The following is a 25,885-nucleotide window of genomic DNA, read 5'->3' as shown; positions in this document are numbered from 1 at the left end:
CTGCGCGGCGCCGGGGTACAACATACCGTGGCTACCATGCCGAAAAAATCATTCCAATCGCTTTTTACCACGCTGGTGCTTCTGTTTGCTCTCGGCAGTATGGCCTATGTGGTCCTGTCCGAAGGTGCGGCGTCGGGCGCCGTCGACCCTGCGCCGGCCTCTCCCGTTACGGAGCTGATCGTGTATTACATGGACATGGGAAAGGACTGCACGACATGTCAGAACCTGGAAGTGTACACCCGCGAGGTATTGGAGGCTCATTTCAAGAACGATCTGACGCGCGGGCGCGTTGAGTGGCGCCGCGTGGACGTTGACCTTGCCGCCAATACCCATTTCGTTGACGAATTCCGGCTTTATACCAAGGCCGTGGTGCTGGTCCGTTTTGAGGGGGGGCGGCAGACGGAGTACCGAAGCCTGAGCCGCATCTGGGAGTTGGTGTACGATAAGGAGGCTTACATGAACTACGTGCGCGGCGAGGTGCGGGCCGCGCTCGATGGACGCGAGAAGGCGGACTGATGGACTGGGTCTTCGCCGCCGGACCGGCCTTTGTCCTGGGCATCATGACGTCGATCAGCCCGTGTCTGCTTGCCACCAACGTCACCGCCATCAGCTTTATCGCGCGACGTATCGAGCGGCCGCGAACGTTGCTGCTGGCCGGTGGCTGCTACACCCTGGGGCAGGCGCTGGCCTTCGTGATACTGGCGGCACTGGTCGTGAGCAGTCTCGTGACGGCGCCGGTGGTGTCGCAGGGTCTCCAGAAGTATCTGTTTCGCCTGATGGGGCCGATCCTCATGATTATGGGATTGTTTCTGCTGGAACTGGTCTCGGTGAAACTCCACCGGGGACGCCTCAAGGCCTGGGCCGTGCGCTATGCCAGCCGCGGCGGTCTGTGGAGTGCGACCGTGTTGGGGCTGTTTCTGGCCTTGTCCTTTTGCCCCACCTCCGCCGCCCTCTTCTTCGGCGGGCTCATCCAAATGGCGGTTCTGCACCATTCCTGTGTGTATCTCCCGCTGGCCTTCTCACTGGGCGTATCCCTCCCCGTGGTAATCGTAGTCTACCTCGTGGGTTTCGCCGCCCATCGTGTCGGGCGCGTGGTGCGCGGCGTGAACCGCGTCGAGTGGTGGCTGCGAAAAACCGCCGGCGTCATTTCAATCGCCGTCGGTTTCTACTTTACGCTGGCCTATTCACTGGTGCTCTGGTGAAAGACGGATCACTTCGCCTTTACATCATAGGCCCAGAGATACTCGCCGCGCCGAATATACAGGGTCCCATTCGCCACCACCGGGTGCGCCCAGTGCTTCGCCTCGCCCTTCGTGACCTTGAATTCCCCCGTGCGCTCGAAGCCCTCCGGCGACGCATTGATCAAACTCACGACGCCCTTCATCGGCCCCTCGTAGTTGTAGAGCATGCCGTCCGCATAGACAAGCGCCCCCTCCGTAACCTCCGGCGTGCGCCACATGATCTTGCCGGTCTTGAGCTCGAGACAGAGCATTTCCCTGCCCGAGCGATGGGCCGTTCCGTAGATATAGCCTTCATGAAGCACCACACCGCCGTGCAGGGTATCCAGTGCCGTGTCTTTCCATACCTCGGTCAGCTCCGTGCCATCGTCGGAGAGCTTGAGCATGACGCCGCCCACCTTGCTGCCGGCAACAAAATAGAGCATGCCGTCGGCGTACACGGGCGTGTTGGCGTGAATATCCCACTGATCTGGATGGTCGCGGGTCCACAGCACCTCGCCACTTGCCGCGTCCACGCCGACGAGTCCCTTGCCCGTCATGCTTACGAGGATACGGCGCCCGTTGTGGACGATGATGTTGGGCGAGCAATAAGCCGAGGCATCCCCGAAGTCCTTGGTAGTCCAGACGGTCTCACCGGTTGCTTTGTCCAGCGCGGCGACGGCGGCGTCGGGTCCGCCGGGCATGCAATACACCAGCTTTTCATCGACCAGCGGGGATTCTGCGATTGCCCACTGAATCTGCTTCCCCTGGAAGCGCTTCAACAGGTCCACCTGCCATGTGATGGCCGGCGCGCCAAGGTCGATCTTGTAGAGGACGCCCAGGCCCGACATAAGGTATCCGTGTGCGCCATCCACCGTGAGGGTGGAGCGTGCGCCTGGTGCCTGCGAATCTTCCGTTTCCTGCCCGTAATTCAGCCGCCATTTCTCTTGGCCGTCGAGGGAGAGCGCAAAGAGATAGCCCTGGTTCGTCTCGATCATGCCGGGCACATAGATGGTGTCGCCGACGACGGTGGGGGAGGCGTAGCCCATGCCGATGAGGTCAATTTCCCAGAGCAACTCCGGGCCGCCCTCGGGCCACGCCTTCAGCAGTCCCTTCTCGTCAAACTTTCCATCGCGATCAGGTCCGCGAAACTGGCGGGCGTCGCCGCCGTGTGCCGTTCCATAGAGACCCAACGCGACCAGACCCAGCAGAAGAAATCGCACCATGATGACCCGCCCTGTTTGCTTGAGATTGCTTGTGAATTGAACGCGCCAGCGCTACTGCGAGATCGCTCGGTTAGAGTTCAATCCAAACCGTCGTGTGACACCCTTCGATGTCTTCCTTGTTCCGGAAGGCGATAGCCGCCGTGGGACACGCCGCTACACACGCCGCGGCGGATTTGCGCAGGCCCTCGTCGAGACTCCGATTGAAGGGCACCTTGATTTCCATATCGAAACCGCGGCCGATGAAGGCCAGGCCGATATCCTCGCCGTGCATGTTGGCAATTTCCACGCACAGGCCGCACCGGATGCACTTGCCCGGCTCCAGGTAGACGTCGCCGCCCAGACCGAGGTAGCGAACATCCTTGGTCTCCGTCGTGTTGTACTTGCGCTGCTCCGCGTTGTACACGTGGGACCACTTGCGCAGGGTGCAGGTCACGCGCTTGCGGCAGTCGCAGTGGAGGCACCGCCCGGCTTCTTTGCGCGAATCGGCCAGCGGTTCCTCGGTGGTGATGGGAACCACCAGCATCGCCTCTTTATTTTCGTTGTGATCGCGCATGGCCTCCATCTCCGCCTTCACCATTTTGCCAATCTTCGACTGGAAAAGCTCCGGCTCCGGCTTCGCATCCACGCTGACCATGTAGCGGTTGGCCCACGCGGCCGCCGTCTTGCCATTGCCCACCGCCATCACCGTGAGCTTGTGCTCCTTCGCCTCGAAAACCTTGCCACCCGCCTTGCCCAGGCCCGCGCATGCAATGACCACGGCATCGTATTCTTCGCGGATCGCCTCCAGCATCTCCGCGTCCACTTTCTGGTTATAGCGGAAATCCACGCCCAAACGGGTGATGAAATCGATCTCGGTATCGAGTACTTCCTTGGGAAGCTTGTCGTCGGGCAATTCCCGCAGCTTGCCGCCGGCCTTGTCGTCTTTTTCATAGACGACCACGGCGTGGCCCTCCTTGCGGAAGACCCAGGCCGCCGCCATACCCGTCGCACCCGCACCGATAACGGCCGTGCGCTTCCCCGTGTCCGGCGGGCACTCCAGCAGTTCAGGATTCTCCTTGAGTGATTTCTCCGCCACATTTCGATGCAGCGTACGGATTTTCATCGTCTCGTCGTAGCTCTTACGGCGGCAGGGGTTCTCGCAGGGCGCGGGACACACATAGCCCAGGGTCCAGGGAATGACCAGGCCGTTGTGGATCGTGTAGGCCGCGTCGGCGAAATCGCCGTCATAGATCTGCCGCATCATGACCGGAATGTTCATTGAAGCGGGGCAGGTGTGGGTGCAGGGGGCTTCGCAGTCGCCAATGTGCTCGCTGAGGATCAGCTCCAGCACTTCCTTGCGCGCCTCGCACACATCGCCCGTGTCCGTCTCGATCTGCATGCCGTCCTGCACCACCGTGGAGCACGAAGAATGGAGTTGCCCCGTCTGGGTATTGCGCACCGTGCAAAGCATGCACGAGTTCATCGGGCGCACCCCTTCCCAGTAGCACAGCGTCGGGATCTCGATGTCCAGTTTCCGCGCCGCCTGCAGCAGCGTCGTTCCGGGCTCGACTTCGATCGCTCGATTGTTAATCGTTACGGTGGGCATGAATTACTCCGTTTAGAAGCCGCCAGTTTGCAGAAGCGATCACGGCGAAATTTAACCTACTTGGTCGTTCTCAAGCTACGCCACCGGCGTTGGCACATCATTTCGATGTCGTGTGGCACCCATTCGACTGGGCACTCCTGCAATCTGATACGTTTTGAAGTTAACCTGAAGCGCGGAAGGGCGCCAACGTGGCTTAGCCTTCCAGGCTGAGGCAGAGCGCTCGTTAAAATTTTGAGTCGCCCTCTTTCTTGTCTCTTGACTTTCAACCACCAACAATACGCAAGGCCCGTCGATATCCAAAATGGGCTTTGTCTCAGCCTGGAAGGCTAAGCCACGTTGGTGCGCGATTCAATTTTATGTCACCATACAACTATTGGGCGTTCTACGCTAGACTATAGGCCGCAAAAATGCTGAGCCCAACGTTTATGACTTCTTCAGGCGGTTAGAGGGTTACATATTCTCTTATAGACTCGTTATACCCGGGAGCCCGCCTTGATGGCGTCCACCGGACAGGCCACCAGGCAGTAATCGCATCGCGTGCAAATACTCAAATCAATATGGTGCATCTTGTAGGGCGCGGACTCGATGCAGTCCACGGGGCACACCTGGGCGCACTTGGTGCAGCCGATGCAGTTGTCCTCCACCCAGTAGTCGATAAGCGGCTTGCACTTGCCCGCCGGGCACCGGCCCGCGATGTGCGCTTCGAATTCCTCACGGAAATACATGAGTGCCGTCAGCACCGGGTTGGGCGCGGTCTTGCCCAGGCCGCACAGGCTCTGGCTCTTTACGACCTTGCCCAGCTCCTCCATCATTTCAATGTCCTGCTCTTTGCCCTGGCCGTTGCAAAGGCGCGTGAGCATCTCCTTCAGGCGCATCGTGCCGATGCGGCAGGGGGAACACTTGCCGCAGGACTCGTCCTGGGTGAAGGAGAGGAAATAGCGCGCCATTTCCACGATGCAGTCGGAGTCGTCGAGCACCACCATGCCGCCGGAGCCCATCATGGCGCCAATCTGCGAAAGGGCCTCGTAGTCCACGGGCGTATCGGCCATGGACGCGGGAATCACGCCCCCCGAAGGGCCGCCCACGAGGATCGCTTTGAACTTCCGTCCGTTCGCGATGCCGCCGCCGATGTCTTCCACGATCTGGCGGATCGTGATGCCCATGGGCACTTCGATCAGGCCACCATTGCGTATCTTGCCGGCCAGCGAAAATACCTTCGTGCCTTTGCTCTTCTCCGTGCCGAGCTTGGCGAATTCCGCCGCGCCCTTACGCACGATCCAAGGGATCACCGAGAGCGTTTCCACGTTGTTGATCAGCGTGGGGCAGCCGTAGAGGCCGGAAATCGCGGGGTAGGGGGGACGCATCGTGGGCATGCCGCGCTTGCCTTCGAGGGAGGCGATAAGCGCCGTCTCCTCGCCGCATACGAAAGCGCCAGCGCCCTCCTTCACCCGCAGGTGCAGGGTGCGGCCCGTACCCATGAAATTCTCGCCGAGAATACCCGCTTCCATGCAATCTTCAATGGCCCGGCGCATCTGTTTTGTCGCCAGGGGATACTCCGCGCGGATATAGAGGATGCCCTCGTCGGAACCCACGGCCAGGGCGCTGATCATCATGCCTTCGATCACGCGGTACGCGTAGGACTCAAGGATCATGCGATCCATGAAGGCGCCGGGGTCGCCCTCGTCGCCGTTGCAGATAACATACTTCTTGCCGGTGGGCGCCGGCGCATCGTGGACGAACTGCCACTTTTTCCCTGTGGGGAAGCCCGCGCCGCCGCGACCGCGCACGCCGCTCGCGAGCACTTCGTCGATGATCTGCTGGGCGGTCCAGGCCTTGTCGCTCTTCGGAAGGTCGCGCAGGGATTTCTTCTGATGGCGGAACAGCATCACATCGCCGGTCAACTTGCCAAAGAGGATACGCTCCACCGCCGCGAAGCCGCCCTTCTTCAAGTACTCGTCCAGGCTGTAGGGATCCATCTCGCCATGGTATTCCGTGGCGATGTGCATCTGATTGCCGAGGAAGGCGGTCACCTGGGGATCGCGCACATTGCCGTCATGGCGCTTCACGGCGTTCTCGCTCGTGTCCGCATCCACATAGAGGCTGTCGGCCCAGCGAAGCGCCGCAGAGCGCAGGCGGGTCAACGGATTCTGAGGATTGAAGTGGCGCGCAATGATTCCCGGAACGTCGTCCACCGTCACGCGGAGGTACATGGCCGGGGCCTTGTTCTCCTGAATGATTTCCAGCACGGGCACCTGGTGGCACATGTGGACGCAGCTCACGTGCTTGATGGGGACGGTCGAGTGGATGCCGGCCAGTGCTTCTTCCACCGCGGCTTCGATGCGGTCGGTGCCGCCCGCCACACAGCAGGAGTCCAGGCCGATGCGGATTTCCGCGCCGTTTTCCACCACTTCGCGGTGAACGGGCTTCTCAAGCGTCCCCTTCTTGGACTCGCGATTCTCGAAATCGCGCAACGTGGCGGCAACGGAATCAGGGGCCACGTTGGCGTAGGTGACGCCGTCAATCTGCATCGCGGGGGCCAGGGAACAGCACCCGATGCAGGCCACCTTCTGTATGGTGTACTTGCGGTCGGCGTCGGTGTCTTCGCCTTTCTTGAGGTTCAGGCGCTCCGCCATCGCCTCGTGGACATCCTCCGCGCCCTTTACGTGGCACGCCGTGCCATCGCAGAGACTGATCAGGTGTTCACCCACGGGGTCCCGGCGAAACTGGGAATAAAACGTCGCCACACCCTCGATGGATGCGGGCTGAATATCGGTCAGTTCGCACACCCGTTCCAGGGCCGCGTTGGGCAGGTAGCGGTATTCCGACTGGATTGCCTGAAGGATCGGGATTACCGCCTCCGGGCCCCGCCCCTTCGCCTCCACAATCGCATCGATGTGGCTGATATCCAGTTCCAGTGTGTCCTGTGTCATGGCGCCTCGATACAGTAGAGTTGTTCCGGGGTACGGACGTACATGCGTTTGTCCAGATAGGCCGGGGTCGCATAGGACGCCGAACCGAGCTTCAGTTTCCCAAGCTCCTCATAGGTCGCGCTGGCGCGGAAGATATACATGATGCCGCTCTTGTCCGCGAGGTACACCCGGTCGCCCACAAGAATTGGCGATGCGTCTATGCCATCCTCGACTTCCTGCGTCCACAGGTTTTCACCGGTCTTCGCATCGAGGCAAACGATATCGCCCACCGTGGTGCCGTAATAGAACCGCTCGCCATCGCCCACCGGGCTGGAGACTTCCGGCAGGAGTTCGTCGAACTCCCAGGTCACGGTGGCCTCCACCGCTTCCGGCGTGCCGCCGAGGGTGATGCCGTTGGCCATGGCATACTCGTTCGCGGCAAAGACCATGCCGTTCGCGTAGGCCGCCGACGGCGCCACTTCGCCGCCCAGACACTCCACGGTCCATAGCGGCGCGCCCGTCAACGGATTGTACCCGTCCACATCCTTTTCCGAAGTGAGGATCAGGTGATCGCCCACATTCGTCTTTGCGAAGATGGGGGAGGCCCAGGAAATCTTCTTGCGGTTTACGGTCCACGCTTCATTGCCCGTGGCCGTGTCGAAGGCCAATAGCCTCGGCTTCTCCGAATCGTCGTACTGCACGTACAGGAGCTTGTCATAGGCCAGCAGGGAGGATGAATAGCCGTAGTGGTTCTTCGCCACCCCGAGGTTCTTCCCCCAGGCCTGGGTGCCGTCGGACTTGTAGGCCACGAGATCGCCGTTGGCAAAAATCGCGAAGGCCATATCGCCGTGGGCCACCATGGTCGATGCGGCGAAGCCCGTATCTTCCATCACGTCCTTGGGTGATTCTGCCGGCGTACCGGGGAAGTTCGGAACCGTCTGTTTCCAGAGCTGTTCACCCGTGTCCGCATTGTAGCAGTATACCTCGCGCGTCGTTTCGTCCGCCGCGCTGATGTAGAGCTTGCCGCCCCAGAATACGGGTGAGTTCTTCCCGGGGAGCGTCAAGTCCGCTTTCCACTTGATGTTCGTGCCCGCGTCCACATCCCAGGTGGTTGGCGCGGTGGTGAAATGGGCCACCCCGTTGCTCCCCGGTCCCCGGAAACTGGGCCAGTTCACCAGCATCTCCTCCCACGTGGGCGGTGGTACCGTGGCCACGGCGGGCACCGCGGCGGCATCGCCTGCCGGGGCCGCCGCGGGATCGGCGGGCGCCGCACCGTCGGCGGGCGCCGCACCGTCGGCGGACGCCGCGCTGGTCGCGGCCTCCACCATTTCCTTCGTCAGGGCGCTCTCGCTGAAGTAGGCGGTCATCATGCCTCCAAAAAGCAACCCGACGCCCGCCCACGTGATCAGATGGCGGGACTGGGCATAAGCCAGGAACTCTTTGTCCGCCGTGGGCACATCCGCCAGTTCCGGCAGATGGGGCCGCCAGCGAATCATATTCTTGAAGGCGATGAGGAAAACCGAAACCGTGATGAGCATCATCCACGCGCCGCCCTGCAGGAAGGTCTGGCTCGTGAAAAAAGCCCTGCGCGTGATCAGATCCAAATCGCGAATTCGCTGGGCCAGCGCTTCGTCCTTCTCGGGAAGGGATGCATAAGTCTGGCGCAACTCGGTCAACAACTCATGATTAACCGGATCCAGCCGGGTGATCTGAAAGTAATTCACCGCGAGCAGGATAAAGATAATGACCGAAAACAGACCCGATACTATCGTTACTGTCGTCGAGAGACGCCAGAAGAAATCGCTCTTGTCAAACTCCCGTTTCTCAAGCATTCCAGGGTACTACGCTCCTTCTTCAACAGGGCAATAAGGATAACAGCGGCCGCAACTGAAGCAGGTCTCCTTGTGTGGCTCGAAAATCGTGCGCTTCTTCACAACGGACAACTCGATCAGCTTGATGCTGATGATCAGGGCCAGAAAAGCGCCGAAGAGGGCGCTTCCCGTCTTAAACTTCTCGGTGACCGCCAGCGCCTCGGCATGCAGCGTCGCTGCGGTCTTGCTCTCCTTGCGGAAGGTATCTGACTCGAGGTAGACCTCGCCCTTGATGATACCCCGATCCTCCTTGGCGATGCGCTCGCTCAGACTCACCGTCGGGTGAATGTGGGAGAGGGGCTCATGGAAAAGATACCCGCCCACGGCACCCAGAAGGATGAACACGGGCGCCAGGAATACCAGCAGGCGCGTACGTTTCTTGCCGACCGCCGGATCTTCCACCAGGTGGCGCGGGGTAGGCATGTCGATGGCATTGTAGGGACAGGAATCTTCGCAGAGACGGCACTCGACGCAGGGGGAGGGGGGGATTTCCAGGTGGAACTTGGAGAAGCGCGACATCCAGCCCAGCAACACACCGTAGGGGCAGAGAAAGCGGCAGTAGGGGCGCGCGATAAATACGCCGACGAGCAGCATGAGCGCGCCCGCGATAAGCATGTTGTAACTGTGGCCCATGCGGTACAGACCGACAAAAGGGTCCCAGCGGCAAATCAGAAAGCCAGCGCCGGTGGCCACGCCCAGCGTGGCCAGTCCGAGGTACATGTATTTGCCCAGGCCGAGCACCCGCTCCAGCGCCGGATTGATACGGATTGGGGCGATGGCTACCAGCTCCTGAATGGCGCCCAGGGGACAGACCGACGCACAGAAAACCCGACCGAAAAAGAGGGAAAAGAGCAGGGGCATGACAAAGAATGATACAACAACCCAGGAAACGCCCACGTCGGGCAGGAACACCGCCGCCATGACATTCTGCGTCGAACCCACGGGGCAGATGCAGCCTTTGCGGTAGAACCCGAAGAACAACAGGGAAAACACGCTGATGGCAAAGAGCCCTCGGCGCGACCGGGCCTTGAAGACCATATACGTCGTGAGTGACAAGGCCGCGAAAAGGATCAGCGATTCCCACCAGGTGTTGCTGCCGGCTGGCGCCGGCGTAAACAGATAGGGCATGGCATATTCGGTCTCAAAGTCCGGCGGGGCGAACTTGAGCTCGATAGCGCGTGCGCCTTGCACTGCGGTGGCGGCGACCAGGGCGATGAGGGCGGAGACGTATCGCATGATCATGCCGGCGGATGGGCGAGATGGGTATCGCCGGTGAGGAACATGTAGGGATTCGACTCGGGCACTTCGCTGAAGCAATCGGAGGGGCACGACTTTGCGATCGAGCACTCGTTGCAGTTGATGCAGATGTCCTGTCGGATCTGAAGATAGAAAGAGCCATTGCCGAAGACCAGGCAGGCCTTCACGCATTTGGCGCAGCCGATGCACTTGTCTTCGTGGATCTTGTATTCGTAATACGGCGCCTCGATGTATTTCCGCTCGATGGCCGCTGTGGGGCAAAGCTGGTTCTCCGCGCCCGTATCCAGGTTGCGGGAGCCCGGCTGAAGGTAGCCGAAGCACAGGTCGCAATACCCGCAGATATCAAACTGGTTCAGGCACTTCACCGCGCTCGGCGTCAATACGCAGTGCGTGGTGCACCGGCCGCACTGGGTACACTTGGCCGGGTCAAGCTGCCAGTACTTGGTCTCGGTCTTTTCGCCCACCGCCGCCCAGGTCGCTCCCGTAAAAGCGACCGCCGCGGCACCGCGCATGAAATCACGCCTGTCGAGTTTTTTTCGCTCGCTCATCGGGCTCCAGTCCTTTCTCCGGTAGGTTGCAGGAGGCGTTCGTCCAACACTCCTTACAGTGCGTGGTGGTCTCGAAGCACTCTTCCGGAGTCTTCGATCCGTGCGTCGCGGCCAGGGCGATTCCGCCCAGTCCGAGGAGGGTGCTTCCGCGCACCAGGCGCTCCAGGAAGGCCTGCCGATTCATCGCTTTATCCATCCGATTTACCTCTGCTGAGTCGCCTGGCCTCCCGTCCCGGCGCGACAGCGCGCCCGGACCGCCAGGTTCAATTGTCTAAGGAACAGCCTTTGCCACCGCCGGCGCTTCGGGCTCGAAGATGCGCACGGCTTTCTGCCGGGAATCGAGCACCAGCACACGGTCCGAGGCATCCACCACCATGTCGCTCACCGACTGGGCCACCTTGAAGGATTTTGATCCGACGACCAACTCTTCAAAGCTGCCCGCGGTGACTTCGTAAATCTTTACCCGAACCAGCCCCTTCTCGCAGGTGACCAGACGCCCCGCGCTGTTGAAGGCGATGTGGGTGGGATTGCAGCACCCTGAGAATCCGTCCAGCTCCAGTGAGGGTCGATACCAGGAGGTCACGATATCGCCATTGCTGCGATAGCGCTCCAGCCCCAGCTTGCCGGGATTGACCACCCAGAGGGAGCCTTCGTCGTCAAAAGCCATGTCGAAATACGGGCTCGGCACTTCCAGGCCGGGAATGTCCCGGGCTTCGTCCGCTTTGCCAATTTCATTTAATACCTTGCCGTCATAGTCCACGCGGAGCACGCAGCGGTTCGCCGCATCCGCGAGAAATACTTCCTCCGCGTTGGCCGCGATGGAGGTAATCAGGGTCCGCTCCGCAAAGCCGCTCCAGGTCGCCATGGTCTTGTGGTCCGCGCCAAGGACCGCCACCCGATCTTCCAGCCCCACGAGAAGCCGACCGTCGGGTGTAAATTCCAGGCAAGTCGCGGCGCCATCAACCGCGATGCGGGAGGTCTCCGCACCCGAAGCGTCGTACACCGCGATCGCGCCTTTGCCGCCCACGAAGAGGTTGCCGGCCCCATCGATCTCCATCGCCTTTGGCCCGTCGACCGTGGGCACGATCGGCTTGCCCTCTTTGTAGCGGGTCGCCACGTTGTCCACGTCTTCAAATTTCTTTATATCGTAGACGAGATTTTCTCCCGGCTCGGGGAACTTGGTCTTATCGGCCACGAGATAAAAATAGAATCCGGCAATGGCCGCAACGCACGCGCCCACGATGTAGGGGTGCTTTGTCTTGCGTACCGGTTCCTTCATGACTCAAATTCCTTGAATGAGGGGGGGGCTCAAGCCGCACCCACGTTGACACAGGCCAGATTGTTCATATCGCGCACGAGAAGGCGATCACCCGCGATGGCAAGGGGGCCCCAGGCGTCATGACCCTGCAAAACCTGTGCCTCGCCGAGCTTCTTGAACTCTTTTGTCGAGGCGTCGATCATGGTCAGTTTGCCGTCGTCGTCCAGTATATAGAACTTGTTGTCGGCCAGCAAGAACGGGCCCAATCCAAAGCGGTTGTCGTTCCCACTGGACCACACCAGATTCCCTTCGGTGTCGAAGCAGGCGAACTGGCCCTTCAGCGCGCCCGCGTCCTTCGGCATGATGGCGTACAGCAGACCATTGTGGAAGATCGGCGTCTGCTGTTCGCAGGCCAGCCCCTCTTCCGGCGAGGTCCGCTTCACAATTTCCGCCTCATAGGCGCCGCCGGACTCTTTCAGTCGGAGCATCATCGAGCCCGTGCTGTAGCCCGCCGTCACGAAGATCTTGTCGTCGCCCGCATGCACCACCGACGGGGCCACCACCTTCGCATCCCAAGGCACATCCCACAGCAGTTTGCCCGCTTCCGGTCCGTCCGCCGCCACGCCCGCAACACCGCCAATCGCGCTGTACACGTACATCTTGCGGCCCAGCACCGTCATGGGGATGATGGATGCGTGGGACATGGCCCACTTGCGGGGATTGGGCGCCTTCCACAGCACCTCGCCGGTCTCGCAACTTACCGCCATCATCAGCACCTCTTCTCCGGACGGCGCCAGGATGACCGCGTCGTCCACTATCAGCGGACACTGACCCGCGTACCAGAGGGGCTCCACCGTGCCATAGTCACGCTGCAGGTCAAGACCCCAGCGGTAGTCGCCCGTGGCCCGATCAAGACATACCACATGGCACTTCGGCCCCATGGTGACCACATACTTCTCATTCACCGCCGGAATGGTCCGCGACATCCCGTGGTTGCGTTTGATCTTAATCTCGTAGGAACGGCGCCAGACTTCCTTGCCGTCCGCCAGCGAAAGGCAGCGCAGGGCGTCGGCCCGGCCTTCCACGTCGTAGTCCATCAGGTAAACACAGCCATCATAGACGGCGGGCGCCGCGTAGCCATCGCCGATCGGCAGGGCCCATTCCACTTTCGGGCCGTCGCTGCCCCAATCCGCAGCCAGAGGAGGACCGTCCAATACGATGTTGTCCGAATTGGGTCCCCGAAACTGGCTCCATATTCCCGGCAGATCCGACGGCGCGCCTTCGCCCTTCGCGAAGACCCCGGATAACTCCGGGCCTTTGGCTTGCAGGGCGGAAAGATCGGGAAGGCCATCGGTGCCGGGCACCTGTACCTCCACCACGATGGCGGGCGCACTGACCAGCCATAAAATCAGGGACACAATGCCGGCGAGGGAGCAGATGGTTCCCGCACCCGCCATCGCATACAAATTCGCTTTGCGATTGTTATCCAGCGCGTTGATATCGAATTTCATATTCACGGCAAAAGGTACTTCCTGAACCTGCTGTGGCGGTGTTTTCTGGTGCCTCAGACCTGCCCGTCCGGGTGCACACGCCCACAGTATATCGCAAGGAAAACTCAAAAACCTATGACTAACCACCAGAGTGAACAACGGTGTTCACTATTCCATTCCTTTGCCACGGGGATTGGTGTAGCTTTGCCGTTTCATCCGTCGGCCAGGGGCGGGCCCCGGCCATCCGAACCGCTGAATCCTCGTGGTCGGGCATGGCTCGAAGTGCGGCCATCGGAGGCGCGCACCCGTGACCGCCCAACATCACCACACGGTTCCGAAGGACCTGTTGGCTGGCCACGCTGCGGAATGGGGCACGCAGGAAATTGCGGTAAATTATTCTCAATAGGGCTAAATTTGCGGAAGTGAATGGCAGAAATCCGCCATAACGCGAAATTTTCGACACTTATATTTAATGGAATTTTGGGTGCGCTATGCGGGTTAAGCGGCCTCGAAAACAGTGGCTTTATTAAAATTACAGGCGGCTGCCCGGTCGACGGGAAGCGAACATGGGGTGTGTTAGGAGGAGAGTTGTAAACATATTATAATAAAGGACTTGCAATGACATTTCTTCGGTGATATGATCAGGCATGGGCGTGCGATACTGTGGGTTTTTGGGCTTTATTTCCTACCCCCCTGTTTCGCCCGATTCATAACTTCATTCGGGATGAGGATCATCCAAGCCGCGAGTTTTTTCGCGGTAATTTGCAAGAAATCGGCAGGGCTGCGGCTACCCACGGCAGCTCCGGTTCATTGGTCCATGCGTGTGCGAAGAAGCGCAAGGCCGAGTCGCCGACCTAACCGGGTAAGAGAAGGGGTTACAATGAGAAGAACGACCATCTGGATGGCGGCACTGGCGACTATGGCGATCACCGCCGCCGCGCCCGCCATCACCCTGGACGGTGAATGGAACGACTGGTTCAGTTACGGCGGCACGTCCAACGACAACTGGAACCAGAGCGCGGCGTCCGGGTCGCTGCTGAATACGAGCATTCGCTATCTGGACGATTCGGACAGCGATGCGTACGGCGGGCAGAACTACGACATTGAGCAGTTCTTTTACCTGTACCAGGATTCGGACGCGAACGCCTACACCGGCGGCACCCTTTATATCGGTATGGTTACGGGATACGAGCCGTCGAATACCACCTATCGCTCCGGTGACCTGTTCATCGACCTGGGCTATACGGGCGGTCCCACGACCTATGATCTGGCCATTGCGACGGGCACGGAAAATGGCTCCCGCTTTGGTGACGTATGGGCCAATACGGGGAACTGGTCGACCAGCGGTGTGACGATTTCCTCCCACAGCGGCTCGAATCCTTACCGTGTGCGTGAAACGCAGCCGGGGGCGACCTACTTCACGAATGCCGTGGTGGACTGGGATACGGGCAATGGGCCCGGATCGGCCCACAATTTCCTGGAAATCGCCCTCGCTCTGGATGGAAATCTGGAACAGTCGATCGCCCTGGGCGGTATCGGTTTCCACTGGACCATGGCCTGCGGCAACGATAATATCAACGTGTATGATACCAACCCCCTGTCCACGGTTCCGCCGCCCCCCGCGGATCCCGATCCGGTTCCGGTACCGGTGCCCGCGCCACTCATGCTTGCGGGCATGGGAATGGCCCTCGTGGCGCTGCGCAAGCGTCGCGCGGCATAACGAGCCTTCGCGGCCTGGGTCTCCACGGCATTAGACAAGTACAACGGCCTGCCTTCGGGCGGGCCGTTTCGCGTTTTAGTTTGTGCGGGTGATCATCAACCAGTCGCTTGCGCCGAGGGGGAGCGAAACGCGTAGTGCGCCGTCCGCCGTCTTTTCGAAGTCCAACTTGCCGTGATGGATTGACTCAACCCTTTCCACGGGGTCCGCGCCACGGATACGAAGGGTGAGCTCGTCAATCGGCGCGAGGGTGTAGTTCGCAAGCGCTACCAGCGCACCCTGGGAACACGGAAGGTAGACCGCGTCCACCAGTGGTGTGTCGCACGTGAGGTTCGTGGAACGCGTTTCACCGGTGGCAACGAGGATGCGCTCGCGAAGGCCGGTAGAGAAGTCCAAGGGGTTGTAGGAGGTCTTGAGGCGCGGGGTATCCGGGGCGGCTTTCTCCAGGCTTGCGCGGGCTGCGAGTGCGCCGCGGATGTAGGCCAGCGCCGGGAGAAAGCCGGTGCTGATGATCCGCCCCCGGCCCGCGGGGGACTCGACCACCGCAGCGCTCCCATCGCTGAAGGTGGCGAGTGTGGTGGCAATGGCATTCGGGGCCTGGACCTGCCGCACCGACAGGACGTCGACGGTTTCGCCATCCCAGGTGACCGTATCTCGCGGCGACAGGGCGGTAAGGAAGCGTCCGGCGGACTGCCAGGGCTCGAGTGTGACCAGAGGGCCCCGCAGCGTGGGCAGGAGGTGGGCCAGCGTGTCGAGGGGGCGATTGTACTCATCGCGTTCCGCCGCGCCCGCCGTCACGAACAGGGTACCGCCTTCCTGGACCCAGGCCGCCAGCTTCCCGGCCGCGGCGCGGGTGAGATTCGGGCCGGAGAGGTAGCACACGCGGTACCTCGACAGGAGTCCCTCGGCGACGTCCATTTCCGAGACGACATCCACCGGGACCTGGCCGTGGCTCAGGGCGAGCCAGGTGTGCATGCGATCGAAGCCGAAGGCGCTGTTTTCCAGCGACCAGATGTCGGAGGAGGAGGAATAGAGGAGGGCCACTTCGGCGGGGGCGGGCTCCGCCGTGAGCAGCCAGTCTTCCACCGCGCCGATTTCACGCGTGATTTCCGCGTTCGCGGTCCAATTCTCGGGCTTGTTGTACCACATGTGGCTTTTCCAGGCGGGCCCGCCCTCGTGGCTGCCCCAGGTCGGACCGTAGGAAAAATTCATCCACAGGCGCACGCCCCGCGCGGTCTCGCTGGTGGCTTTCAATTTGGTGTCCCAGGCCGTGCGCCCGGCGTGGGCGATCAGGTAGTGGCCCAGGGTCTGGCCGCGCTTCCGGGCCGCCGCACGCATCAGGTCCACGTTAAAGGCGGCACACTGATAGGTGGAGGCGTTGTTGGCCCAGTCCTCGCTCCAGAGCGCGTTCTGATCATCGCGGTTCATCAGCTCGAAGTAGTCAACGCCCTGATCGTAGAAATTGGCGGTGTAGATCGCACCATCGCTGAAGTTTACGAGGGTGGGGAAGCTGCGGCCGTAGGCCGCTTCGATAATGCCGCGCTGCACCGCCATGAAGTCGCCCAGCGCCACGGTGCGGAAGCGCTGGGTGTGGTAATGAAGTGCGGGAAAGGCCTCGCGCTCGGCGGGCTCCACGGGGCGCACGGCATCCCAGTCGGGCACCAGCAGATCAGCCGGCGTCAGGCCCTGTGCCCGCAGCCACGCTGTAAAGGCCGTGCGGCTCGCCTCGTCCTTCACCATGAGGGCCGCGCTCTGGCCAGCGGGCTCGTCCATGAGGATGCAGTAGGCAATGTCGTCCAGGGAGCGTCCCGACGTGTGAAACTTGGTCACTTCCGCCTGGACCCGCTCGCCCATCTGCTTTACATCGGGACGGCAATAGGATTGGTCTTCCATGTACCACAGGCCGCCCAGCACCCGGTCATAGTCGCCGTTGAAGCCGAAATAGTTCAGCGTCTTCTGTTCCCGGGCCGTCACCGCTGCGTCCACATCCAGATCGTAGCCGCCGATATGGGCGCTCACCAAAAAGGGGATGCGTTTGGGGCGCTTGCCTATGGTGGGCCAGGGGTGGGCGTCGGCGCGTACTCCTGTTTCCTCGGCAAACTCCGCATCGCGGCGGAGCCGCGCCACGTTCTCGGGGGAATCGAGATTTGGCGGCACCACGACCACCACGCCATTGGGTCGAGCGTCCACATCAAAAGCGCGGACGAGTTCGACGGTGCCTTCCGGCGTGTCGGCGCGACCAAATTCGATGCGGGCATTCATGTGGTCGGGCATGGACTGATAGGTGAAGCGCAGGGAAAAATCCAGCGCAACGCCGGAATCCTGAAAGACGATGGGGGAGATGTTGCTCCAGGGAGACGACTCACCCGGCGCGAGCAACTCGGCTTCCGGAACGCTCGTCGCATCGTGCAGGGTGGCGCGCCCCAGGGCGTGATAGCTGTACCACGGATCGCGGTAGTGGTCCGCGAAGAAGTGAAGGTATACGGGTTGCTCCATTTCATTTCCGACCGTGACGCGCAGAAAGGTCTGGGGACCGAAGGGAACATGGTCCGGCACGAGATTGAAGTCGCTGGTGACCAGCAGACAATCCACCTGGCGCACATAGCCGCTGCAATTCTGCTGCTCGTGTTTCGCCAGCGACAGCGTGATCTCGCCGGCGGGCAGGTCCGCATCGAACGACTTCCAAACGAAATTCCAGTCCTCCACCGCAGGATCCGGCTCCAGGTCAACCACCACGGCCCCGAGATCTTTTCCGCCCGCGCTCGCGGAAGCCCGGAAGGGTCCGCGCCACGCCGCAACCTGCAGGGAACGCACCCAGACGCGAAAGCGCCCCGCAGTCTCGAGCGTCACCGTTGCCGTGGCCACGCCATCACCAGGGCCATCCGCACCGGACAAGGTGGTCGCCCGCGAAGCCTTCCGCAGCAGCGAGTCGGTGTTGGTTTTCCAGCCCTCGGACGGCGCAAAGGACTCCGCTTCGATGAAGTGGGTCTCGGCGTGGGCCAGTTGAGGAAGAGCGAACAGGGCCAGGAGGAGGGCGGCGGAATGGCGCGTCGCCCGGGGGAGACTCAGCATGGGTTCGGGATCTCACAGGGTTTGGGGGGCTGCGTGTCGAAGGATTAACTTCGGGATATCGGGTATACAGCGTAGAGGCTTTCTATTTTTAACCACAAAGAACGCAAAAAGCACAAAGAATACGATTCTGAGTTCTTTGTGCTCTATGTGGTTTCCAATCCCTTTGTTTTCATTCGCGTTTTCAGCCCGGCAGCATTAAACCCGCAGCGAACCGCGAAAGCCCCGGACGGCGTAGTAGGACTCCACGCCGTTGTGGTAGATGAAGACCTGGCCGTAGCGGAAGTCGCCGAAGATCGCGCCGCCGAGTTTCCGGATTTCGGGGGGTGTCTTTAACCAGCTTGAGGTTCTTGTGTCGAACTTCCCGAGTTCCTGCAAGGCCCGGTATTCTTCCTCCGTCAGGATTTCGATGCCCATGGCGGTTGCCATGCCGATGGCACTGTCTATTGGCTTGTGTTCCTTTCGCGATTCCAGGGCGGCGGGGTCGTAGCAGATGCTTCTGCGTTCCTTGGGCGTTTCCGCCGCGCAATCGTAGAAGAGGAATTCGCCGGTTTTTTTGTCCTGACCCACGAGATCCGGTTCGCCGCCCGTTTGCTCCATTTCATTGAGGGACCATAGCTTTTCCGGCGCGGCTTCCAGCTTCTTCTGGACGGCGGCCCATTCGATGCCTTTGTGGCGCTGTGGGTTCTTTTCGAAGCGGGTTTTCAGAGTGGCGAGGAGTTCGGATTGTTGCGCAGGGGTGAGCGATTTCGTCGTGGGCTTGGCTTTGCTCATGGGTGCTGCCTCTTTGGAAATGGGGTGTCGGGAAAGGGTTGCTGCCAGATGGGTAGAGGATAGCGCGGGGTGGTGGGGTTTTCAAGGGGGAAGCCGAGGATCTTGGGCGTTCCCGCCACGGCGCGTCTTTGACCCGCCACGGCGCGTCTTTGACCCGCCACGGCGCGTCTTTGACTTGCCCGAGGCAGTGCTCACGCCAAATCCATACGACCTTAGTACTTGCAAGGAGGTCGTGCATCACCAAAGTCGCAACTTGGATGGTGCAGTACACACCTGCAATTCGAAGGGTGCCTTCCTGGCTGGTTGCGCTTTGTCTCGGGCAAGTCAAAGACGCGCCGTGGCGGGAATGCCCAAGATCCTTGCGCCGGATACGGTTCCACCTTGGTCTTCGATGGGTGGGGTTGGATCGATTGCGAACCCGGGTCCAGGCGGCGTACCGTTTTGGGTGCCATCCAAATGGCACCGGGGGCATCGGCGGCATCCGAAGGGGGTAGCTAGCATTCCCCAGGGGATGGTCCGCGCGACGCCCGGCCAGCGCGTTGTACGCCGATTGGATATTCCTCGCAATCGGTCTCCATATATATGGATCGGGCGTTGCACTTTTTTGGGGGGGGGAGCGTTGGAAGAATGACCATACGTTAGCGGAATGAAGGAGAATTTGTCCCATGCCGTGATCGCTGGTTTTTTGAGTGTGACCGCTCAACGGATCTTGGACATGAATGTCCAAGAGCCTCTGGATGACACTTTCCCTGGCAGTAGCGCATTAGAAAGGCGCACCGTGGCTATTCCATTTGGGTATAGTGTTACAAAGTCTGAAGACGTCTTCCGCACATGCCGCTGCGCGTGACAATCTCGGTCCTTCGGGATGAAAGCGTTGAACACCGCGCGCGGTCTGCGCATACTATGTTGAAATCACACTACGCTAACGATGCGGTCGCGGCCCGCTGCCAGGCGGCGGCCGGCGATCAGCGCAGCGTTTCTTATCGAGTACGGAATTGGCGAAGGCGCAGGGTGGCGAGTAGGCGTTGATGAAGTGCGGGGAAATTGTCATGTGGGGCGGAAGCCTGATTCTGATACTGAGCCTTTAGAGCGGGGTCGTACGCGAAAAGTTTCTTAGTGAGGGACACCTAAGTAGTGGACATTGTGAGCAGTTGAGGATAGAAGACAATGGGACATAATATACAGGCCATTATCACATCAACTGCCACCGCAGATTTGATTTGCCATCGGTATCCAATGCTTCCGCGTCGGAATACGGCAGTTGGCTTTGCGATAATTCCTGTTAATTCGGACTTTTACGATGTGGTTATACACTCAAGTCGTTCCGAACCGTTCGAGGACTTTCTCTGGCTGACGAGTGATTTTCAGGATTTCCTCCGAGACCTTTCTCACTTGGGAGACTTGGCTTACGTAGAGACGGAGTATTTCGGCGGAGTGGGAGGTCAGGGCGGCGTTGTGTACTCGGGAGGTGAGGTACGGATGGCCCCGGAGTGGGGCGAATCGGACGTGATCAATCGGGCATTGAAGCATGTGGGCGTTCGCGCAGGTATCATGCGTGACCGGTTCTCTATTCTCGGACTGGAGCAAGTTCGCTCGAATGACGACATTGACCCGTGCGAAAGCTGAAGCTTTCGAATGGTTCGCATACGCTCAGTCGAAAGTACGCTTCCCCATTGAATGGTTTTAGCCTTCGCTCCTGGCCAACGAAGCGGCTTGCTCGTTCCGTGATCCTGCGCCAGAATCTCGTTCCGAATGGTCGGGGGCAGCGAGGTTCATAGGGGATTAGGAGAGGGTGAAACAGTCAGGTTTCACTTGGTGCGCGGAAGTCGGTGGCGAAGCGGAGCTTCGGGGACTGCATTCCCAAGCGGAGCTTGGGGACGAGTGAAGACGTTTCTACCGCAGGTGAACGAAGATTGCCCCAAGTCCCCCGTGAATTTTCATTCCGCAGGCAGGCGGTACAGTATGATTGTTTGAATTTCGTCGGACGTGGGCAGAGCAAGCACAAGATCTCGATATCCCTCACACTTTACCGTAAGGTCATAACGAGTGTTTTCAAGTTCGAGCCATCCGAAAATACCATCTGGATCCGACTTACGGCTCCAAGTTTCACCACCAGCGGATTGGGCGCACCATCCGTCTGGGGAGACCGACATTTCGACGCTGTTCCAGAATTCGTCGTCCGATGGGTGGAGTTCAATCTCGGCGTTCTTAACAGGAAGCTCGGATTCATCCACGATTCGTCCGCGCAATTTTTCGTAAGGTGTGAGGGTGAGAGTAAGCGGCAATGCCTGGGCAGTCAGTTCGATGGATTGCTCACGATATCCCCGCGCAAGAAGGTGCGCATTACAGGTGGTTTTCGATGGTATTCTCAGATCGAAGGTGCCGTCTGTTCGTGAGGGGACGAGAATCGGCCAATACAGGACTTCTCTGGTCGCCGAGATGGGTAGAAGCACGCGCAACGTTGCCCGATGAACAGGCTTACCTAATTGGTCCACGGTCACTCCGGATACTTCACACCCTCTCTCGATTTTCAATTCAGCGGTATGGTTTGAGAGTTCCGTATGGCGCTGCGGACTGATGTTGAAAACGGACGGAGCGTACTTGGGGTGCTCTACGACGATGGCAAGATCGAGCGGAATGGGTCGGTTGGGGATGCGCATCCAACGGCCTGTGGAATCCGTTTCCACGATGGTGTGCAAACGGTCTGCATGCAAATCTGATTCCTGTACGAGGTATAGCTTCGCACCGTCAACGGGCTCACCACATTCATTGACTACGCGACCACCAATGGGCCCTGGAGTATGGGATGGCGATGGCGGCGTTCTCGTTGTTTCGCAGGATTGCAGGCACAGGGCGAAATACAGCACGAGGTTAACTCGCCACGCCTTCGAAATCCTGCCAAATATACACATGCTTCACTCCGAGCTTTGATGGTCGAAATGCACTCCTGATTCTATAACGATGGGAACGGGAAAATGTTCAATGAGTCCTTTTCAGAGCGAGCCGTTTCGCTCGTGCCTCGCTTCACTCTGGGCTACGAGATGCCGCCACGTCGGGACTGGATCGGGTGGTGGCTCAGGAGGAGGAATATGACGCGCGTTGGATCTGGGATTGACGATACGCGAGGCCTATGTCGCCCCGTTGGGACTAACTTGGGGAGGGTACACGGGACCCAGGACTCGCTTCGCTCGCGCCTGGGCTACGATATGTCGCCGCTTCGCGACTGATCTCGCGTTGGGTCAGGAGGTGGAGTAGGATGCTCGGTGAATCTTTGATTGAAGAGAGGCGAGACCTATGCCGCCCCTCCGAGACTCATGCGGTGGGGGGTAGGCCTTGAACCCAGGACTCGCTTCGCTCGCCGCTGGGCTACGATATACCGCCGCTTCGCGACTGGATCCGGCGTTGGCGCACAAAGTGGAATGTGACGTGCGTTGGATCTGGGATTGAGGAGACGCGGGGGCTATGTCGCCCCGTTGGGACTATTTTGGGGAGGGCACATGGGACCCAGGACTCGCTTCGCTCGCGCCTGGGCTACGATATGTCGCCGCTTCGCGACTGATTCTTTGCATTGGCTCAGGAGGAGGAATATGACGCGCGGTGGACCTGGATCGACGATACGCGCGACCTATTGCGCCCCGTTGGGACTATTTTTGGGAGGGCACACGGGACCCAGGACTCGCTTCGCTCGCGGCTGGGCTACGATATGCCGCCGCTTCGCGACTGATATTTTTTGTCGGTTCACGGAGTGGAAATACGATGTTCGGTGGATCTTGGATTGAAGAGAGGCGAGACCTATGTCGCCCCTCCGGGACTCATACGGTGGGGGGCCTTGATCCCAGGACTCGCTTCGCTCGCCGCTGGGCTACGCTATGGCGCCGCTTCGCGACTAAGAAGGAACGGCATATCGTATGCGGCAGAATCGATTGCTGCAATTCCTTCATGGCGCGACGTTGAAGTGGTAGGTGCCCGCCGCGAGTGTTAGCACACTGGTCGCGCTCGTGGTCACTCCCGGCACTTCCGCCAGGGCTTTTCCGCCTTCGGTCACTGTCTCGCCGTCGGGTACGGGCAATTGCAGCGTTGCGGTGGTGTTGGCGGGAATGGTAACGATGTACTCCAGCCCGGCATCGGTCTTCTTCCAGGCCACTTTAATCTTGCCGCGGATGGAGTCGTATTCGGCCTCTACCCAGTTGATTGGGGTGAAGTCGGGGTTGCTGTCTTTTGTTGGGATCTGGGGGCGGAGGATGAGGTGCTTGTAGCTTGGGCCTTTGGTGTCGATGCCGGCCAGGGAGCCGAACATCCATTCGCATACTGCGCCGAAGGAGTAGTGGCTGAAGGAGTTCATGCCGGCGACGAAGCCGCCTTCTTTGGTGTAGCTGTTCCAGCGTTCCCACACCGTGGTTGCGCCGTTGACTACCTCAAAGCCCCAGGAGGGGTATTTGCGGTTTTGGAGGAGGCGGGTGGCGAGGTCGTGGTGTCCCGTGGCGGTTAGGGCGGGCAGTAGCGGACGGGTGCCGATGAAGCCGGTGCTCATGGCGTTGTTTTCTTCGGCGATGAGGTCGGCGAGGTGCTGTCCGGCGGCGGCGCGCTTGTCTTCGGGGAGGATGCTCATCCACAGGGCGACGGCGTAGGCGGTTTGGGTGCGGATGGCGAGGCTGCCGTCTTCGTTGAGGTAGTTGGCCATGAAGCGGCCCTGGATCTTTTTCATCCAGTCGCGGTATTTCACGGCGTCTTCTTTCTTACCGAGGGCCTCGGCCATTTCGGCCATGAGGGACGCAGTGTAGTAGAAGTAGCCCGCGTCGATGTATTCGATGGGGGTCTTGCTGAGGGAGAGCCAGTCGCCCCAGTCGTTGCCGGTGTAGACGCCCTGGAAGTCGGGGGCGAGTCCGCGGCGGAAGTCCATGAATCGGGCCATGGCGTCGTAGTATTTCGCGATGATGCGGGTGTCGCCGTAGACCTTGTAGATGGTGTAGGGGCAGATGATGCCCGCGTCCATCCAGCCGGTGCCCCAGGTGATGCCGTCGCGGCCGTGGTTCATGGGGTGGGGGGCGTATTCGGGGAAGGCGCCGTTGGGCTCTTGCGCCTCGAAGAGGTCATCGAGCCATTTGGTGTAGAAGGCGGCGGCGTCGGCATTCAGCGTGGCGGCGCGGACGTAGATCTGGGCGTCGCCGGTCCAGCCGAGGCGTTCGTCGCGCTGGGGGCAGTCGGTGGGCAGCTCCAGGAAGTTGGAGCGCTGGGTCCAGACGATGTTGCTGTAGAGCTGGTTGACCATGTCGTCGGAGCAGGCGAACTTGCTGGTGAGGGGCGTGTCCGAGTGGAGGACGATACCGGTGATGGTGTCGAGCGTGGGGGCTTCGGGCAGGCCGGTGGCTTCGACGTACTGGAAGCCATGGAAGGTGAAGCGGGGCTGCCACACTTCGCCTGCCGAGTCGCCCTTGAGAATGTAGACATCCGTCGCGAGGGCCTTGCGGAGGTTCTCCGTCATGAGTGTGCCGTCCTGGTGGAGCATTTCGCCGTGGCGGAGTTGCACGCGGGTACCGGCTTGGCCATTGACCTTGAGCTCGACGACGCCGGAGAAGTTCTGGCCGAGATCGAAGATGTGGACCCCGGGCTTGATCTCTTTCACGCTAACGGGCTTGATGCGCTGGATGGGGCGGACGGGCACGCCGCTGTGGGCCTGGTAGATGGCGGGCTCCTGAAAGCCCAGCTCCACTTCGCGCTTGCCGCCCTGATCCCAGTAGGGTGATTTGATGCTGCCGTTGTCCTTGGCGAGGATGGCGTTTTGCCACGTTGCCGTGTCGAAGCCGGGGGCGTCCCAGCCGGGCATTTCCAGGCGGGCGTCGTGGGTTTCGCCCATTTGCATGTCGGCGGTGAGGATGGGGCCGGTGGCGGTTTTCCAGGAGGGGTCGGTGATGACGGTTTCGGTGGAGCCGTCGGTGTACTCAATTTCGAGCTGGGCCTGAAGGGCGGGGGTCTTGCCGTAGAAGGCGCGACCGGATTTGCTGGGGCCATAGCCCACGAGGAGGCCGAAGCCGATGTAGCCGCTGTACCAGCCATCGGCCAGGACGGCGCCCCAGGTGTTGTTGCCGCTGTTCACGAGACTGGTGACGTCGAAGGTCTCGTAGTAGGCGCGCTTGTGGTAGTCCGGCCAGCCGGGGGCGAAGCGCTGATCGGAGATGGTCTTGCCGTTGAGGCTGAACTCGAAGACGCCGAGGGCGGTGGCGTAGATCGTGGCACGCTTCACTTCTTTCGGCGCGGCGAAGTCTTTGCGGTAGTGCCGCGCGGGCGGGAGGACCATTTTCTCGGGCGAGGCTTCGAGGGGGGAATCGTCCTTGAAGCTGATCCACTGGGCGGACCAGTCGGACTTGTTGAGCAGGCCCGTGGACCACGACGCGGGCGCGCTCCATTCGCTCGGCTTGCCGTCCTTGTCCCAGACCTTGACCTGCCAGTAGCAGGCCTGTCGCGAGGCGAGAGGCTTGCCCGCGTAGGCGATCTGGATGGTTTCGTCGCTGGTAATCTGGCCGCTGTCCCACAGGTCGGGCGTTTCGAGCAAGTCGGGCGAAGAAGCGACGCGGATTTGGCGGGCGGTCTGCTTCTGGCCGCGCTCTTCGGAGGTGACGATCCAGCTCAGGCGGGGCGCCGTGGCGTCGATGCCGAGCGGGTTCACCAGGTATTCGCAGCGGAGCCGCCCGGGCGTGAGCTCCGCATGGGCGGCGGTGGCGAGGAGGGCGAGGAAGAGTAGGGCATTCAGGAAGCGAAACATGGGATAACTCACTCGGTTGTGTTGAGTTGAGGGCCAATTGGACAACGCCCTTCATCATAACGGCTCTGGCCCGTGAATAAAACATTTCTTCCGCCGGTATAGACAGCACCTCTGGTGAGGGCAAGCTGTGTCGAAACTCTTTGAAAATGTCCCCCTGCTAACTCTTTGAAAATGTCCCCATACTGTGGATCTCGGAAAGGAGGT

The 25,885-nt window shown here is 60.5% G+C and carries 16 protein-coding genes; 3 read left to right on the top strand and 13 right to left on the bottom strand.

Annotation, left to right across the window (positions count from 1 at the left end; genetic code table 11):
• The first annotated feature begins 36 nt into the window (after positions 1 to 36).
• Both JNK74_21025 and JNK74_21020 read left to right on the top strand, forming a co-directional pair.
• Positions 37 to 516 carry a hypothetical protein gene (locus JNK74_21025; GenBank protein ID MBL7648667.1) on the top strand — a complete coding sequence of 160 codons (480 nt, stop codon included), beginning with the start codon at positions 37 to 39 and terminating at the stop codon, positions 514 to 516.
• Complete coding sequence (locus JNK74_21020; protein ID MBL7648666.1) at positions 516 to 1,202, top strand: sulfite exporter TauE/SafE family protein; 687 nt, start codon at positions 516 to 518, stop codon at positions 1,200 to 1,202. Before JNK74_21025 ends, JNK74_21020 begins: the two co-directional genes overlap by 1 nt.
• Positions 1,203 to 1,210: 8 nt before the next feature.
• On the opposite strand, the gene JNK74_21015 is transcribed toward JNK74_21020, so the two are convergent.
• The 9 genes from JNK74_21015 to JNK74_20975 form a co-directional block, all read right to left on the bottom strand.
• Positions 1,211 to 2,443 (bottom strand): PQQ-like beta-propeller repeat protein, encoded by a 1,233-nt coding sequence (locus tag JNK74_21015; GenBank protein MBL7648665.1) that lies wholly within the window; start codon positions 2,441 to 2,443, stop codon positions 1,211 to 1,213.
• A 70-nt stretch (positions 2,444 to 2,513) separates the two neighbouring features.
• Positions 2,514 to 4,028 carry a (2Fe-2S)-binding protein gene (locus JNK74_21010; GenBank protein MBL7648664.1) on the bottom strand — a complete coding sequence of 505 codons (1,515 nt, stop codon included), beginning with the start codon at positions 4,026 to 4,028 and terminating at the stop codon, positions 2,514 to 2,516.
• A 473-nt stretch (positions 4,029 to 4,501) separates the two neighbouring features.
• On the bottom strand, positions 4,502 to 6,958 hold the full coding sequence (nuoE, locus tag JNK74_21005; GenBank protein MBL7648663.1) for an NADH-quinone oxidoreductase subunit NuoE: 2,457 nt from the start codon (positions 6,956 to 6,958) through the stop codon (positions 4,502 to 4,504).
• The gene (locus tag JNK74_21000) at positions 6,955 to 8,769 is read right to left on the bottom strand and encodes a PQQ-binding-like beta-propeller repeat protein (protein ID MBL7648662.1); all 1,815 of its coding nucleotides are present in this window, start codon (positions 8,767 to 8,769) and stop codon (positions 6,955 to 6,957) included. Before JNK74_21000 ends, nuoE begins: the two co-directional genes overlap by 4 nt.
• 9 nt (positions 8,770 to 8,778) lie before the next feature.
• Positions 8,779 to 10,044 carry a 4Fe-4S binding protein gene (locus tag JNK74_20995; GenBank protein MBL7648661.1) on the bottom strand — a complete coding sequence of 422 codons (1,266 nt, stop codon included), beginning with the start codon at positions 10,042 to 10,044 and terminating at the stop codon, positions 8,779 to 8,781.
• A gap of 2 nt (positions 10,045 to 10,046) precedes the next feature.
• Complete coding sequence (locus tag JNK74_20990; protein MBL7648660.1) at positions 10,047 to 10,613, bottom strand: ferredoxin; 567 nt, start codon at positions 10,611 to 10,613, stop codon at positions 10,047 to 10,049.
• Positions 10,582 to 10,809, bottom strand: a complete 228-nt coding sequence (locus JNK74_20985; GenBank protein MBL7648659.1) for a hypothetical protein — start codon at positions 10,807 to 10,809, stop codon at positions 10,582 to 10,584. The genes JNK74_20990 and JNK74_20985 overlap by 32 nt, the downstream gene beginning before the upstream one ends.
• A 75-nt stretch (positions 10,810 to 10,884) precedes the next feature.
• Positions 10,885 to 11,892: a hypothetical protein gene (locus tag JNK74_20980; protein MBL7648658.1), complete on the bottom strand. Its 1,008-nt coding sequence runs from the start codon at positions 11,890 to 11,892 to the stop codon at positions 10,885 to 10,887.
• Positions 11,893 to 11,921: 29 nt separating this feature from the next.
• Positions 11,922 to 13,388: a PQQ-like beta-propeller repeat protein gene (locus JNK74_20975; GenBank protein MBL7648657.1), complete on the bottom strand. Its 1,467-nt coding sequence runs from the start codon at positions 13,386 to 13,388 to the stop codon at positions 11,922 to 11,924.
• 853 nt (positions 13,389 to 14,241) lie between these two features.
• On the opposite strand from JNK74_20975, the gene JNK74_20970 reads away from it, so the two are divergent.
• Positions 14,242 to 15,081, top strand: coding sequence for a hypothetical protein (locus JNK74_20970; protein MBL7648656.1), 840 nt, complete (start codon positions 14,242 to 14,244; stop codon positions 15,079 to 15,081).
• Between the two features lie 75 nt (positions 15,082 to 15,156).
• Here JNK74_20970 and JNK74_20965 read toward each other — a convergent pair whose 3' ends face one another.
• From JNK74_20965 to JNK74_20950, 4 genes are all read right to left on the bottom strand, one after another.
• Positions 15,157 to 18,150 (bottom strand): beta-galactosidase trimerization domain-containing protein, encoded by a 2,994-nt coding sequence (locus JNK74_20965; GenBank protein MBL7648655.1) that lies wholly within the window; start codon positions 18,148 to 18,150, stop codon positions 15,157 to 15,159.
• A 195-nt stretch (positions 18,151 to 18,345) separates the two neighbouring features.
• Entirely contained in the window at positions 18,346 to 18,921 is a 576-nt protein-coding gene (locus tag JNK74_20960) for a DUF4256 domain-containing protein (GenBank protein ID MBL7648654.1), read from the bottom strand.
• 1,937 nt (positions 18,922 to 20,858) lie between these two features.
• Complete coding sequence (locus tag JNK74_20955; protein ID MBL7648653.1) at positions 20,859 to 21,635, bottom strand: carboxypeptidase regulatory-like domain-containing protein; 777 nt, start codon at positions 21,633 to 21,635, stop codon at positions 20,859 to 20,861.
• Positions 21,636 to 22,858: 1,223 nt separating this feature from the next.
• Complete coding sequence (locus tag JNK74_20950) at positions 22,859 to 25,681, bottom strand: family 78 glycoside hydrolase catalytic domain (protein ID MBL7648652.1); 2,823 nt, start codon at positions 25,679 to 25,681, stop codon at positions 22,859 to 22,861.
• Positions 25,682 to 25,885: the final 204 nt, after the last annotated feature.

It is taken from the genome of Candidatus Hydrogenedentota bacterium (assembly GCA_016791475.1).
Classification (GTDB): domain Bacteria; phylum Hydrogenedentota; class Hydrogenedentia; order Hydrogenedentales; family JAEUWI01; genus JAEUWI01.
This window is presented reverse-complemented; position numbering and strand designations above follow the sequence as displayed.